This is a genomic window from Paenibacillus sp. FSL W7-1332, from assembly GCF_037969785.1.
GTDB lineage: Bacteria > Bacillota > Bacilli > Paenibacillales > Paenibacillaceae > Paenibacillus_AQ.
Genome location: NZ_CP150209.1, coordinates 2,629,206 through 2,643,118, shown reverse-complemented (window position 1 = coordinate 2,643,118; position 13,913 = coordinate 2,629,206). Strand labels below are relative to the sequence as shown.

The 13,913-nt window shown below is 48.4% G+C and carries 18 protein-coding genes; all 18 read right to left on the bottom strand.

All coding sequences use genetic code 11. The features are described from left to right. Positions 1-149 precede the first annotated feature (149 nt). On the bottom strand, positions 150-902 hold the full coding sequence (locus MKX98_RS11675) for a hypothetical protein (RefSeq protein ID WP_339224407.1): 753 nt from the start codon (positions 900-902) through the stop codon (positions 150-152). Positions 903-1,298: 396 nt separating this feature from the next. After that, a complete protein-coding gene (locus tag MKX98_RS11670; RefSeq protein WP_194541926.1) occupies positions 1,299-1,658 on the bottom strand; it encodes a 2Fe-2S iron-sulfur cluster-binding protein in 360 nt (119 codons plus the stop codon). Positions 1,659-1,729: 71 nt separating this feature from the next. Further along, complete coding sequence (locus MKX98_RS11665) at positions 1,730-2,314, bottom strand: hypothetical protein (protein WP_194541925.1); 585 nt, start codon at positions 2,312-2,314, stop codon at positions 1,730-1,732. Positions 2,315-2,356: 42 nt separating this feature from the next. Further along, positions 2,357-2,536, bottom strand: a complete 180-nt coding sequence (locus tag MKX98_RS11660; protein ID WP_071223929.1) for a DUF2768 family protein — start codon at positions 2,534-2,536, stop codon at positions 2,357-2,359. 142 nt (positions 2,537-2,678) lie between these two features. Beyond that, a complete protein-coding gene (locus MKX98_RS11655; protein WP_006209456.1) occupies positions 2,679-2,954 on the bottom strand; it encodes a stage VI sporulation protein F in 276 nt (91 codons plus the stop codon). Positions 2,955-3,017: 63 nt separating this feature from the next. Next, on the bottom strand, positions 3,018-4,058 hold the full coding sequence (locus tag MKX98_RS11650) for an NAD(P)H-dependent glycerol-3-phosphate dehydrogenase (RefSeq protein WP_339223073.1): 1,041 nt from the start codon (positions 4,056-4,058) through the stop codon (positions 3,018-3,020). Continuing rightward, entirely contained in the window at positions 4,051-4,677 is a 627-nt protein-coding gene (gene plsY, locus MKX98_RS11645; RefSeq protein WP_339223072.1) for a glycerol-3-phosphate 1-O-acyltransferase PlsY, read from the bottom strand. Before plsY ends, MKX98_RS11650 begins: the two co-directional genes overlap by 8 nt. An 11-nt stretch (positions 4,678-4,688) precedes the next feature. Then, positions 4,689-6,011 carry a ribosome biogenesis GTPase Der gene (gene der, locus MKX98_RS11640; RefSeq protein WP_071223925.1) on the bottom strand — a complete coding sequence of 441 codons (1,323 nt, stop codon included), beginning with the start codon at positions 6,009-6,011 and terminating at the stop codon, positions 4,689-4,691. Between the two features lie 211 nt (positions 6,012-6,222). After that, positions 6,223-7,440, bottom strand: a complete 1,218-nt coding sequence (gene rpsA, locus MKX98_RS11635; protein ID WP_071223924.1) for a 30S ribosomal protein S1 — start codon at positions 7,438-7,440, stop codon at positions 6,223-6,225. A 121-nt stretch (positions 7,441-7,561) separates the two neighbouring features. Next, positions 7,562-8,152: a lysophospholipid acyltransferase family protein gene (locus MKX98_RS11630; protein ID WP_127594155.1), complete on the bottom strand. Its 591-nt coding sequence runs from the start codon at positions 8,150-8,152 to the stop codon at positions 7,562-7,564. Positions 8,153-8,173: 21 nt separating this feature from the next. Next, a complete protein-coding gene (cmk, locus tag MKX98_RS11625) occupies positions 8,174-8,854 on the bottom strand; it encodes a (d)CMP kinase (RefSeq protein WP_071223922.1) in 681 nt (226 codons plus the stop codon). Positions 8,855-9,030: 176 nt separating this feature from the next. Then, positions 9,031-9,318: a DUF5359 family protein gene (locus MKX98_RS11620; RefSeq protein WP_194541923.1), complete on the bottom strand. Its 288-nt coding sequence runs from the start codon at positions 9,316-9,318 to the stop codon at positions 9,031-9,033. A 64-nt stretch (positions 9,319-9,382) separates the two neighbouring features. Beyond that, positions 9,383-10,045 (bottom strand): flagellar brake domain-containing protein, encoded by a 663-nt coding sequence (locus MKX98_RS11615; RefSeq protein ID WP_339223068.1) that lies wholly within the window; start codon positions 10,043-10,045, stop codon positions 9,383-9,385. Positions 10,046-10,246: 201 nt separating this feature from the next. Next, a complete protein-coding gene (gene ypeB, locus MKX98_RS11610) occupies positions 10,247-11,596 on the bottom strand; it encodes a germination protein YpeB (RefSeq protein WP_194541922.1) in 1,350 nt (449 codons plus the stop codon). Positions 11,597-11,685: 89 nt separating this feature from the next. Further along, on the bottom strand, positions 11,686-11,832 hold the full coding sequence (locus MKX98_RS11605) for a hypothetical protein (protein WP_181469710.1): 147 nt from the start codon (positions 11,830-11,832) through the stop codon (positions 11,686-11,688). Positions 11,833-11,905: 73 nt separating this feature from the next. Next, positions 11,906-12,601, bottom strand: a complete 696-nt coding sequence (prsW, locus tag MKX98_RS11600; RefSeq protein ID WP_194545126.1) for a glutamic-type intramembrane protease PrsW — start codon at positions 12,599-12,601, stop codon at positions 11,906-11,908. 57 nt (positions 12,602-12,658) lie between these two features. Next, positions 12,659-13,270, bottom strand: coding sequence for a genetic competence negative regulator (locus tag MKX98_RS11595; protein WP_194541921.1), 612 nt, complete (start codon positions 13,268-13,270; stop codon positions 12,659-12,661). Positions 13,271-13,471: 201 nt separating this feature from the next. Continuing rightward, positions 13,472-13,846 carry a hypothetical protein gene (locus MKX98_RS11590; protein ID WP_194541920.1) on the bottom strand — a complete coding sequence of 125 codons (375 nt, stop codon included), beginning with the start codon at positions 13,844-13,846 and terminating at the stop codon, positions 13,472-13,474. Positions 13,847-13,913 lie beyond the last annotated feature (67 nt).

The window sequence follows — 13,913 nt, the reverse complement described above, 5'->3', positions numbered from 1 at the left end:
TTCAACCATTTTCAAAAATATCTATCGAAGAAGGTTCTCAAGGAAAAAATGCAAACCGCCTCTATGCTTTCGTGTGCTCGTTCTTCAGGCATATATCGGTAACCATGCAGGGTCAACAAAAATACCCGCCGATAACGGCGGGTATAGGTTTAGGATAGCGGCTGAGCAACGGGCTGCCCATCCTTCCATGTATAAGGTACGGATTTTACCGGGACATAATAGGATTCCTTCTCCAGAAACACCCGCAAATCCTCTCCTTCTTGTGGATCGGAACCGTTCTTCTGGATCGCCTGCATAATATCAAAGGCATAATCGGCGTACACCGTTCCCTCTTCATCCATCATAAAGGTCATCTCCTGACCTGAGTATACACTCATTAATCTAACGGATTTGGCTTCGGTCTTGGACAGGTCCACCGCGGTATATCCCGGGTAGAGGGCTTCCCCTGCGGGAAGCGCGTTGTCATGCGCCATTTTGTACAAATTAACCGCTCTCTGAACGTCATTCACCTTCTGGGCCGTGTTCAAGTCCATAACCTTCACGGTTGGCTCCGTTTCCTCATTAATAATGAGAAAATATCCACTGCCGCCCTTCTCAAATGCCGTATCCGGGATTTGGTCAATGTATCCCCGGTTCTTCAGCTGATCAAGGTCGACCCGGTATTTCTCATACCGTGGAATTTCCGGACCTGCCGTAATCATCGGCAAAATGCCCTGTTCTTTATAAAAATCATCTACGGCCGATTGTATCCGCTTGACACTTTCCCTATATGAAACCTTGTTCTCCTGCAATTTCTCGTCAGGATATAGACAGCCTGTCAGCAACATCGGAAACAGCACCAGGACTAAGACGGCAGACATCCGCTTCGAACGGCATGCCGCTTGGGTCATCCAAGTGTTCATACTCAACTAACATCATCCTTCGCTATAAGAGGTTGTTCAAAAAGTCGGATTTTGATTAGAAAACCAATCGAGGCAAATTCAAGGCAGAGCGACCGCGATTCAGAAGTAGGTTTTCTTGCGATATAGAATTTCATCAACTCCGTTGATAACTTATAAATCCTATATCTAACACGAAGTGAATCAAGAAGCCACTCGGCATCGAATCTTGAATTCAGCCGGGCCTACGCAGATGCTTTCGAAGTATGTTTCCTGCGGAAACATTTCAGGTGCTCACGTACAAACAACGTACGCTCCGCTCCTGACGTCCCTAGCTTCACTCAACTGAAGCGTTTTGAAAAAACGCACATCGGAAGCATAAGCCTCGGTGCTGAAAACCGATCTTTTTGAACTCGCGCTTTAAATAAAGTCATCGGACTCCCGATTTCTCGCCGCTTCCAGCTGTTTGCGTATCGCAGCTTTGAGCGGATCCTCGGGAATCATTACCTTGATATGATTCGTGATTCTCGTCTGGCAGGATAGCCGGTAGCCTTGTTCAATCATCGAGGTCCCCAGCTTTCTGATTTCATTGGGCTCCGGAGCGGAGCAATGATCGCGTTCCTCGCTCGGGACGATGATCTTGCACATCAAACAACCGGCCTTGCCTCCGCAGCGGGTAGGAATACGTACACCGGCCCGACGCGAGGCATCCAGAACGTTCGTGTGCGGACGAACCTTGACCTTTTTCTGATCCGGTTGAAATATTACCTCGTAGTCCAACGATAAACGCGCTCCTTTTCTTATGTACACCTTCTGCCATATTCCTTGGCTGCTTTTACTCAGTACTCCGGTTAAAGTCCGGTTAATCGTTTCAAAACCATTCGATGTTCCCCATGCAGCTGGTTCCGGCTTAATAACTGCTGAAGAAGCGGCATATGATGGTCCATGTCCCGCAGAATCACTTCCGCAATGGCGTCGTATCGATCCGGCCTGTCCCGAAGCACATTAAACACAAGTTCATGGGATAACGGCATCAGCCGTACCGTGGCGCCCTGTATTTGACTCTCTAGTGCTGCAGGATACAGCAATTGATCGATCTCAACACAGTAGGAGGATCCGTTTGATTTCACTTCAAATCCGCCGACCAGTTCAATCGGGACTTTCTCTATTTCATAGTGGCTCAGAATCGAAGAATATATCCCTTCTTGGTCCAAGCGGGGAGCATCCACGGCCATAGAAGCCAGCGACTCATGTAAAGGCTGTACGCCCCCAGTATCGGTATATATATCGATATCTCTCGGCGGTTTGTCCAAAGTTACATCCTGAAGGAGCAAGCTGCAGCTTCCACCGAGCAGCCAAGCCACAGGTACCTGATTCAGCTTGTGAATGGCGGTAGCTAACACACTCTCCAATTCCGGCAGATCATTCAGCGTCATGCTGCACCCCTTTACCGTATCGTCCCGGATTGGCTTCCTACCTTATATGATGGAGGCCAGTCCAATAATAAAACCGAAAATCATCATCATAAAGGCCACGAACGACAGCGCGCCGCGCAGAAACCCCTTGGTCTTGCTTCGCGCAAGCGTAACTACTATGACGGACAGTGCCATAATCAATAACGCGACTAGGGACAGCCACATCTTTTGCATCGGATCCATGTCACGAAACTCTCCAATCTCTCATCAATTTCAACCTATTATATCACGAAAATGATAGCGCCTCACCTCAGGTATGTCGAAAAAAAGAACAAAAGCCGCTATCCAATCCGGAGCGTCTTTTGTTCAACATCATCATCGTATCTTATTTGTTCATCATCATTTTCATCAAGGCTTCCATATTGCTCGGATTCATGCCACTCTTCTTCACCGCGCCGACAATCTCCTGGATCGTGTCCTCACTAACAGGTATGTTCGCCATCGAAGATACCTGCTTGATCAGCTGGCGGAGCTGGGCTTCATTTTGCATTGTAGACGGCTTAACCGTGCTAGCCAGCTTATTGACAGCCCCTGAAGAAATTTTCTTGCCGCTTTTCTTGTTAATCGCATTGAGTACATCCTTGTGAAAGCTTTTGCTCATTTCCACCCCTCCTCCGACATCCTCACATCAATATATGAGTCAATCATCGGAATGGTGAATAAGCTAGGTGTGCCATTGCTCCCAAGTTTCAAGCGGCATCATTTCCATCTCTGTTTTGGGATCCCGGCCCATCAAGGCTTCTACGGCGATCCGGGGATTCCGGTCTTTAAACAACACATGGTACAGTTGGTCGGCAATCGGCATCTGTACGCCGTATTTCTCGGAAATGGCATGTGCGGCTTGGGTCGTGCGTATTCCTTCCACAACCATACCCATGGAGCCCAGAACCTCATCTAACTTCTTCCCCTGACCAAGCATCGAACCAGCTCGCCAGTTTCGGCTGTGCTGGCTGGTGGCGGTAACCACGAGGTCACCGATTCCCGCAAGCCCGGCAAACGTCAGCGGATTCGCGCCCATTTCCATGCCGATTCGCAAAATTTCTGCCAAACCTCTCGTAATAAGCGCTGCCTTGGCGTTGTCACCAAAACCGAGTCCGTCGGACATCCCGGCCCCTAAAGCTATGATATTCTTCAAAGCCCCGGCCAGCTCTACACCGATCATATCCCGGTTCGTGTACACTCTGAAATACGTGTTCATGAACAAATCCTGAGCGGCTACTGCCGCCTCGGCATCCAAAGACGCCACTACAACCGTTGTCGGGCAGAGTCTGACCACTTCCTCCGCATGGCTTGGTCCTGATAATACCACTACGCGGCCTTCCTCGCAGCCAAGCTCCTCGGATATGACCGTGGACATCCGCTTCAAGGATTCGATCTCAAATCCTTTGGTTGCGTGAATCACCAGCATGTCTTCGGTCCAGTACTGCTTCAGCTGGCCCGTCACCTCCCGCATCGCGGACGAAGGCGCAACAATAACTACGGCTGCAGCCGAAGAGACTGCCTCTTTCATATCCGTTGTAGCGCGAATATTCGGTGGTAGCTCCACTCCGGGTAAATAACGGTTGTTGGTATGCGACTCGTTGATTTCACGAGTCTGTTCCTCCGTTCTTGTCCAGACGACCACATCCAGATCATTTGAAGCGAGAACACTTGCCAAAGCGGTTCCCCAACTGCCTGCCACCAGAACAGCGACTTTGTCAGACAACGCGCTTCCCTCCTTTGTCCTTTCCTTTTCCGGAACCCAGCTTGTTTTCACGCCTCTGCACAAGCTTCACGATGTTCGAGCGATGCCGCCAGAAGGCGAATATGCATATGATCAAGCTCGTCCAAAAGATCGGCCACGAATAATCCGCGATCAATAGAAAAACAGGGGTAAGCACTACAAATATAAGGGAACCCAAAGATACATAACGGGTAAAAACAATGGATAGAATTGCGATAATGCCTGCTATAAACGCTGGTATAAAGCAAAGCGTAGCAAGCACCCCAATGGCTGTTGCAATCCCTTTGCCGCCTCGAAAGCGGAAGTATAGAGGCCAGTTATGACCGATAATGGCCGCAATGCCGCACAATCCCGGCAGCCACGCATTGTCTCCCCCGAGCCATCGTCCGATCCAAACCGCAGCGATGCCCTTAATTACATCCAAAGCCAATACCAGTATGGCAGGTCCCTTTCCCAGGACGCGAAGGGTATTGGTTGCCCCGGCGTTGCCGCTGCCATGCTGACGAATGTCAATCCCTTTCAGGATTTTGGCAAGCAGTACGCTGAAGCTTACTGATCCGAGTAAATAACTCACTACTATCGCTACGATCTCCAAAATCAAGCTATTCTCCCCTAACTCTCATCAGACTTTCTTCGAGTAAATATCCTGATGGGTGTACCTTCAAAGTCAAACGCGGCCCGGATCTTGTTCTCAAGGTAACGCTCGTATGAGAAGTGCATCAATTCCGGATCGTTGACGAATACGACCATGGTCGGCGGCTTGACTGCAACCTGTGTCGAATAGTTAATACGCAATCTTCTTCCCTTATCCGTTGGAGGCGGATTGATGGCAATCGCATCGGATATGACATCGTTAAGGAGATGCGTCTGCACGCGCAGCGAATGCTGATCAGCCACATGCTTAACGACAGGGAGCAGCTTCTGCAAACGCTGCTTTGTTTTGGCCGACAGGAAAACAACCGGCGCATAGGTCATGAACAAGAAATGATCGCGGATCTTTTTCTCGAACTGCTGCATCGTTTTGTCATCCTTCTCCACCATATCCCATTTGTTCACAACGAACAAAGAGGCTTTACCGGCCTCATAGGCATAACCGGCAATATGCTTGTCCTGCTCGATGATGCCTTCTTCCCCGTTGATGAGGACGAGAACGACATCCGCACGCTCGATGGCACGCATGGCGCGCATGACACTGTATTTCTCCGTGGTCTCATAAACTTTCCCGCGTTTGCGCATACCAGCCGTATCGATGAGCACATACCGCTGCCCATCCTTCTCGAACGGCGTGTCAATAGCATCGCGAGTGGTACCGGCTACGTCACTGACAATGACGCGCTCTTCTCCCAAAATGGCATTGACCAGGGAGGACTTGCCCACATTCGGTCTGCCAATCAGGGCAACTCGAATAACATCCTCGTCATATCCATCGTCTTCGAGCTCTGGCAGATTCTCGACCACAACGTCCAGCAGGTCGCCGATCCCTGTGCCGTGACTGCCCGATATTCCGACAGGATCGCCAAATCCGAGGGAATAGAACTCATAGATATCATCAACACGCTTCAAATTATCCACTTTGTTTACGCTTAGTATGACAGGTTTACCTGAACGGAACAGAATCTGTGCAACTTCCTCGTCCGATTGGGTAACCCCTGTCTTGGCATCGCACATAAATACGATGACGTCCGCTTCTTCAATTGCAAGCTCGGCCTGCATGCGGATGGATTTCAATATCATGTCATCGCCGTCGATTTCGATACCGCCGGTATCAATGACGCTGAACGCTTTACCATTCCATTCGGCACTACCGTAAATCCGGTCACGGGTAATACCCGGTTTATCTTCAACGATGGCTAATCTGTCGCCAATCAATCGGTTAAATATGGTGGATTTACCGACGTTAGGCCGTCCAACGATAGCCACTACGGGTCTTGCCATAGTCACTCCTCCTGTCAATTCTTACGATTATCATCATAGCAAAAAACGTTACAATTGGCTAACCTTTCATCTTTATTTCTATTATGCTCTACCCCATGTTACAACATCCGTAAACGTTCGTCCCCTAAAAAAACAAATGGCGAACCCAGATTTCTGGGTTCGCCGACTTCGTTATGATAGGTCAATAGACCGAACAAAACTGTTCCCGGGCTTACTTGAATTTGCTCAGCTTATCGCCGAAACGCTCTCCAAGCGTAACGCTCATGCCTTGATTGTTCAAAGAAACGTTCGGGTTGTCTTTCAGGTCGATTTTAGGACCTTTGGACGGTTTTTCAGCGCGTGGAGCTTGAGCAGGCGCTTCTTCCGTTTCTTTGATGCTCAGGCTGATACGCTGCTCAGAAGTGTTGATATCAAGCACTTTAACCTGAACTTCTTGGCCTTCTTTCAATACTTCTTGCGGTGTACCGATATGCTTGTGGGAGATTTGGGAGATATGAACCAAACCTTCAACACCTGGTGCCAGTTCAACGAAAGCACCGAAAGTAACCAAACGTTTAACAACGCCTGTTACAATGTCGCCCGTGTTGAATTGCTCGCCGGCTGTTTCCCAAGGACCTGGAGCGGCTGCTTTGATACTGAGGCTGATTTTGCCTTTTTCAGGATCTACTTTCAGTACCTTCACACGCACTTGATCGCCTTCGGACAGTACATCGGCAGGCTTGTCGACGTGGCTCCAAGCGATCTCGGATACGTGAACCAAACCGTCTACCCCGCCAACATCAACAAATGCTCCGAATTGCGTAAGGCGTTGTACTGTACCTTCCAGCACTTGGCCATCTTGAAGCTCGGACATCACTTTTTGTTTGTTGGCTTCGAACTCTTCTTCAAGAACATCCTTCTGGGAAAGGATCACTTTGTTGTTCTCGCGGTCCAGTTCCTTCACTTTCACGCGAAGCGTGCGGCCTTTGTAGTCGCTGAAATCTTCAACGAAATGACGCTCTACCATGGATGCAGGAATAAATCCGCGTGCACCCACATCGGCTACGAGTCCGCCTTTAACAACGTCAGCCACCGTTACTTCGAATACGTCCTGATCCGCAAAATGCTTCTCAAGCTCTTCCCACGAATTCTCAGTGTCGATCGCGCGCTTGGAAAGAACCAGGCTTTCCTTATCGTCGTTAATGCTAACGACTTTGCACTCTACCTCTTGGCCAACCTGAACCGCATCAGATGCGTTATCAAGCTGTACAGAAGACAGTTCGCGAACAGGAATTACGCCGTCATATTTATATCCAATGCTTACATAAGCTTGGTTGTCCTCCAGTTTGACGATCGTCCCTTTCACGGTGTCCCCTTTTTTCAAGGATACGATTTGGTCCAGCTGCTCTTGGTTTTCTACAGCCTCTTCATTTCTTGTTTCTTCCGACATGTCAAATAACCTCCTCAATTCAAACCCCATTTATTTAAACTCGCATTCGCGAAGTTCAAAACATAATTGCTGTAGTATCTTTCCAATCTCCCCATGCTTTTTATGCATGGAACGAAATAAATCAGTTCACGGTTGGCTTGCCGCTTGCGCGCATTTCGTGAATCTTGGCCATGATCAACTCGGTTGCTGCATCCAGCGCTTCCGGTGACTTGTCACCTTCAAACCGTGATAGATCCACAGGGGCACCATAGATGATTTTCACTTTGCGAAAAAGCTTGTAATCTCCAATGATCGCAGCCGGTATGACCGTCGCCCCGCTGCGGAGAGCGAAACTAGCTGCACCCCGTTTGGCCGCAGTTGAATCGGAATTGCGCGTACCCTCAGGAAAGATACCCATGATCTCGCCCGTACGCAGAATCGTGAGGGCGGTTTTGATCGAATCTTTGCTTACTCCCCCGCGCTTGACCGGAAATGCTCCAAGCTGACGAACCAGCCATCCGAACACCGGAATGTTGAACAGTTCCGCTTTGGCCATGAACTTAACCTGGCGCTTGACGTGAATGCCCACAGATATCGGATCTCGAATGCTAATATGATTGCTACAGATTAGCACGCCGCCTTCTGAAGGAATGTTATGTACGCCGACAGATTCAAATCTGTAGAGAATAGCGAACAAACCGCGGACCACCGCTCTGCAAAAAACATAAATCATGCCCATTTCTCCCCATCCCACTTAAGTTTCGCAATATGAAAGAATTGCCTCCACAACCTGATTGATATCCATATGTGTCGTATCCAGTATGATGGCATCCTCTGCGCATCGGAGGGGCGACACTTCACGTTCCTGGTCAAGCCTGTCACGTTCTGCGATATCTCTTTCCAGTTGTTCCAGCGATATGCCTTCATCACTCAACTCATTGAAGCGGCGGAGAGCTCGTTCCTTGACACTGGCCGTCATGAAAATCTTCACCTCAGCATCCGGCAAAACGGTTGTGCCGATGTCACGTCCATCCATGACAACGCCCTTATCTTCCGCCATTTGCTGCTGTAAACGGACAAGCTTTATCCGCAAACCCTCGATTCGTGCATATTGGGATACCACTGCACTAACCTGATGTGAACGAATATACGGCGTGACGTCTTCCCCGTTCAGCCAGACCATTTGACCATTTTCATGCGGTTTTAATTCAATCACCATATTTTGTGCATGTTGAAGCACTTTTTCGGGATTTTCTGGAGAAATCCCTTGGTTCAGCATGAACCAGGTGACTGCCCTGTACATGGCTCCGGTATCCACGTAGATGTACTGCAGCCTGCTGGCTACCATACGCGCTACGGTGCTTTTACCCGCGCCTGCCGGACCGTCGATGGCAATATTAATTCTGTCGCGATAACCTGTCCCCTGCGTAACCAACGGGGCATTCCTCCTCAAACATCTACCTCGAAATCGAAAGGGCTTACCATCCGTTGCGGACGGGATCACCGTTTCTCTAGTGAAAATATATAAGACAGCGCAGATGAAACTAAGGCGTAATCTTATATTTCAAGAAAAAAGCAGGCGCCCGCCTGCGACGTGAAAATTATACCACACTAGCTAGAGTGATGCAAAAGAGAAGGGGTGTTTTCCCCCATCCAATCGTTTACATTTGGCTCGTTAACGGGAACACCCTCCATCTGCTGAATTGGCGAGATATAGGGCCGGCTAGGCTCATAATGCAATAGGAGCTGGGTGATCACCAAAGCAAGCACTAGTCCGATTAGCAGCTTAAGCAGCATGTGCCCGTAGCGGTCATGCAGGGCTTGTCCCTGCTCGGATTCCTTAACTTCCAGTCCTGTTTTTTCGAGCAGTTGGTCGTGATCGTTTACGACTTCTGACATGGCTGATAGTTCCTCCCGCACAAAATTTTCGGATAGTGTGCCACCGGCTTGTCCCTTTTATGCATTAACGGTTGCGAAAATCAAATTGTCTCTCAAAACAATAACGAATCAGCTTCTGGCGTTCCATATCTGCAATCTGATTAAACTTCAGCATAACGATGCTTCGGTTAGTTGGGAGCTCCTTCACCCTTACAACCTCGCCTTCAAACGGGACATGCTCCACGGATCCGTTCTTAAACGGGATGAGGATCCAGCAAGACAATATACTCCCTTCCGCAAACGTTTGATCCGGCTGCAGATGAAAGGATACGCCACCGCCGCCAACATCGTCGGTTTTGGCTAAAAACTGGCCGCCGTCTTTGGTCATAACGGCTACCTCGAGCTCGGCTTGCACCCGTAGGAAGCTTCTTCTCTGCACCTTCGTAATTTGATCCTGCTCCGGCTTCTTGATGCGAACCAGACGGATAATATCCTCATGGTGGCTAAGGACGTGGGAATTGAAGAAATTCTTGACTCCGCCTTCCGTTAAAAAAAATGCGGACAGCTCGTCCCCAATATACAGCTTTTTCAGCTTGCCCGTCCCTTCCTGCAGCGGAACCTCCATATACATCGATTCGTCATCCATGTCGGAAATGCGGGATTTATAAACAATATTAACTTCCTTCTCATCCCCCGTATCCAACTGGATATAGAGGACATCGTTAATCTTTGGATACAATGCGCTCACCCACTAATTCATCATAATCATTATGTTCCATTATATCACGGGATCCCACGGCCCATAGGACAAAATCTTCAAATCAAGGTCGATTCATGTCCATCCTCGGGAACTCGGGACTCTCCACCTTGCTTTTAGTTACTTCATCCAAACAAAAAAAGCCGGTTCAGGAAATCTCCTGAACCCGGCTTGCATCATACAGTGCTTTACTTATTTAATTCCTGACTGTGCATCCTTCACGACCTCGACCGTTTCCTCAAGGCCGGTATCCGAGTTAATGTAAATCCGATACTGGGCTCCATTAATCCGCCCGCCGAATTCATAACACAGAGTATCCTCGGAGCGGTCGTTTTTGATTAAGGCTTTACGGTGATAGAGCACTTTATACTCAGGATTCAAGACCTTCTCCGCTTCGGCAAGACTAAGTTTCGGCTGCGGGATTTCTCGCTTGATCTGATGCTCGTATACAAAATCGCTGGCCTGGAATCCAATGACATCCCCATTGTCCATAGCCGAACGAACCGTGATTTTTTCAGGATAAATCAGCACGCCATCCTCTTCACGAACAAAGGAAAAGTTAGCCAGGTTGTCATATTGGTCCGCCGAAACCACCGTCATGTCGGAATAGCCTTTTTTCGTCAGAAATTGCTGGGCTTTGTCGATTGCAGTTTGAACGGACGCTTGCTTGGCACCCACATTCCGCTCATCCGTATAGGAGATCAGCTGGCCGCCTTTTTCGGTAAAGTCCATGCTGAGCATATGACCATTCGGATGCTGTACCTTTGCTGTATACGATACCCACTCGGTGCCGTTTCCGTTCTTCGTCACTTGCACTTTGGCATCATTGCCTCCATCCGAGAACTTCAGCGCTTTGCGTTTCACATCCTCTTCCGATATCGGCATGCCTGCCAATTGCTTCACGGAGCGGCGGTTATAGATGCTGCTTACCGATGGTCCCCAGTCAAGCTCAGGGTAGGACTCCACCTTCTTATCCACCGTTTTGAAGCCGTCAATAATGGAATTATCTTCGACTTTATTGGTAGCCAGTGCCGTCTCTACATCCATCCAGCGCAAACTGTTTGTGATAACCTTGTTTTGCACATGCTGCAAATCCTTCGTGATTTCGCCGGAGTTGGCGTACAAGGATTTCAACGTTTTGACCTCATTCTCACTGAGCGGCTCCTTCGTTAAATCACGCACACCTGTTTTGTAAGCAAAATTAGAAATTCGGGAAAGGAACTCTTCGGTCTTGTTGAAGGGAAGGAGCGTAAGCGGCAGCTGGCTGATCTCATTTTGAGCCTCGCTGGTTAGGCGCCATACATTCATCAAGCCCTTGCGATGCATCCCTTGGGAGGTAGAGCTCACCGCGAGCGTATTGCCGAGCTCGGCATGAATCCTGTCCATATTGTACGACAAGTCATGGAATGCCCGTTGGTATTGGTTCTCGGCATTAATCAATATGGCGTTTTTCTCTTTATTCTCTTGATAACCCCATACCAGAGCCCCGATCAATAAAATTGTGGCCACAGGAAACAGGATAGCGCTTAATCGTTTGTACATGATGCGATAGTCTCCTTTCTTCTACTCACTGCCGTTAGTTTGACTAGAAGAAAGAAGTCTTATGCATTTCTGTATAATTCCTTCATCCCTCAGAAATCTTCCTCAATCTCGAAGTGATCGCGGTTGTTGCACAGACACTGCTTAAATCCGGTTTCGATCCGGCCCTGTTCCTTTTTTCCCCGCAGCACAAAACGTTCACCGCAATCTTTGCAAAGAATTTTCACTTTTACACGCAAAAAAAGACACCTCCCTTTCTATGATTCCCTGGCTGTCAGCCGAGGTCTATAGAATGAAGTGTGCCCTGATTTGTTAAGTGTTAACCTCTTCCTCCCGCTTAATGAATCGGAAAGGAGAACGGTTGTTAGCTCTAGAGATTTTGCCCATGCCGCCATACCATAGCAGCACCATAAGCGGTACGATGAACCATACCCATGTGTGGGTCAGCAGACTCAGAATCAGGTCGTACAAACCATGCCACATCCAAGGCAGGAACAAGGATAGAACGAGGAAGAACCTTCTTCGTTTTCCTTCCGTGAATCTCGCATGTCCCATGTAGTATCCCATGATGACGCCAAACATCGCGTGTCCCGATACGGGCAGCAGTGCCCGCAGGAACATCGGTCCAAAGGCTGCCTGGCTGTACCAAGCGTAAAGCAAATTCTCTACCGTAGCAAATCCAAGCGATATCGCCACTGCATAAAGGATGCCGTCATAAGGCTCGTCAAATTCCGTATGGTTAAAAATAATATGATACATTACGAACCATTTCAGAAATTCCTCAACACCCGCCGAAACGAGCAATGAGTTGACTACCGGATTGTCGCCAAGCCATAGTATCATTCCCCGCTGCAAAATCATAACCGGGAAAACGATCAGAACCCCTAACATGAACACCTTGATCACCATGTGCAGGGGCTCTTGATCATACCTATCTTTCAGGTAAAAATACGTGAGCAATGCGATTCCCGGCGCCAAAGCTGACGCAATTACCGAGAACACCAGCACTAAAATTCCCCTTCCGTTAGTTGCGGGCCTGAAGTCCGGCACGCACGCCCACCTTAATTATTGCTGACGCTGGAAGTGTGTACAGATAACTTCAATCGCGTGCTGAGGCATTACTTTCTTACCGTATTCATCCAGCATAGCCTCCGTTACTGAAGAGGATTCACCGAATTCAGCCAGCATTGCAATAACCGCCGGCAGCTTCTCGCTATCCAATTCCTCAGGATCGAAGTACAAAAACCATTTATCCATATAGTGATAGAGCTTACCCGCTCCGCCTACAAGGTCCTTCAACATATGCGATGCTTCAATGAGCACTTCAAAATCCTGAAAAACATAGACGATAGTATCACTTTGATCCAGCGTTACTTCCATTTCATAAATCTCGTCCGGCATATCTTCTTCGGACAAGCCGCCGAAATGATGATCGTATTTCCCTCTCGTCACAATAACCACCATGCCCTGGGCAGGCAGTGCGAACACCTCAACGGCAAGAGGTCCGGTGGCATCAAATCCGAGCTCACTGTATGCCTGATCCATCATCTCCGTAAACAGGTCATAAACTTTCGGTATTTCCTGCCACATCTCTTCCTTCTGGATCCCACGCTCACTCAGATCGTCAAACGTGAGGAAAATCCGTATCTTATCTTGACTCAAACGCTCTATTTTCATGACAGGATCCTCCTTACGTAAACAAAAGTTTATAACAAATTATGATGTCTGGATTATGACGTGATAAAAATGGTTTTATATAATTGATTTTATCATTTAATACCCACAAATGCACGTAAATATGTAACTGAAGAAAAAAGAATCATTCACAGGGATTCGTGTGGCCGGTCCCCGAGAATGATTCAAAATGGTTCATGCCGTTTACAAACCCGGTATGACGGTGTGGGTTTCTTTCAAAATCTGTTCGACTTCGTTCTTGACATCAGGGTTGTTTCGGATAAAATCCTTGACTTGCTTCAGGTTGGCAGCCTTCGAATGAGTCGATGTCTGTACCCCTGCAGTTCCATTGGAATGAGTGGAATCATGTCGGCCTGAACTGGGAGACACGCTTTCTTGGCTCGAGCCGGAATACTGCTGGCTCTTCGTGCCCTGAATTTTACTCATCGCGGTATCCGCGAATCGACCAAGATTCGCATCTTTCATCATTGAGGAGAAGAACCTGCTGTTATTACGGGAAATCATCCGGCATGCAACGGCGCCGATAATGACACCATATAGAAATGACGAAGTCTTCACAAATGATACCTCCTTCTATGATAAACTCGAGATTATTGTTCTCGCACCGCCAGGAACTCATGCTACA

Excerpts from the sequence above, each read along its gene's own strand:
- MKX98_RS11630 (WP_127594155.1), bottom strand. The coding sequence starts at position 8,152 with ATGATTTATGTTTTTTGCAGAGCGGTGGTCCGCGGTTTGTTCGCTATT.
- MKX98_RS11665 (WP_194541925.1), bottom strand. The coding sequence starts at position 2,314 with ATGACGCTGAATGATCTGCCGGAATTGGAGAGTGTGTTAGCTACCGCC.
- der (WP_071223925.1), bottom strand. The coding sequence starts at position 6,011 with ATGGCAAGACCCGTAGTGGCTATCGTTGGACGGCCTAACGTCGGTAAA.
- MKX98_RS11675 (WP_339224407.1), bottom strand. The coding sequence starts at position 902 with ATGAACACTTGGATGACCCAAGCGGCATGCCGTTCGAAGCGGATGTCT.
- MKX98_RS11660 (WP_071223929.1), bottom strand. The coding sequence starts at position 2,536 with ATGGATCCGATGCAAAAGATGTGGCTGTCCCTAGTCGCGTTATTGATT.
- MKX98_RS11595 (WP_194541921.1), bottom strand. The coding sequence starts at position 13,270 with ATGAAAATAGAGCGTTTGAGTCAAGATAAGATACGGATTTTCCTCACG.
- MKX98_RS11655 (WP_006209456.1), bottom strand. The coding sequence starts at position 2,954 with ATGAGCAAAAGCTTTCACAAGGATGTACTCAATGCGATTAACAAGAAA.
- ypeB (WP_194541922.1), bottom strand. The coding sequence starts at position 11,596 with ATGTACAAACGATTAAGCGCTATCCTGTTTCCTGTGGCCACAATTTTA.
- rpsA (WP_071223924.1), bottom strand. The coding sequence starts at position 7,440 with ATGTCGGAAGAAACAAGAAATGAAGAGGCTGTAGAAAACCAAGAGCAG.
- MKX98_RS11620 (WP_194541923.1), bottom strand. The coding sequence starts at position 9,318 with ATGTCAGAAGTCGTAAACGATCACGACCAACTGCTCGAAAAAACAGGA.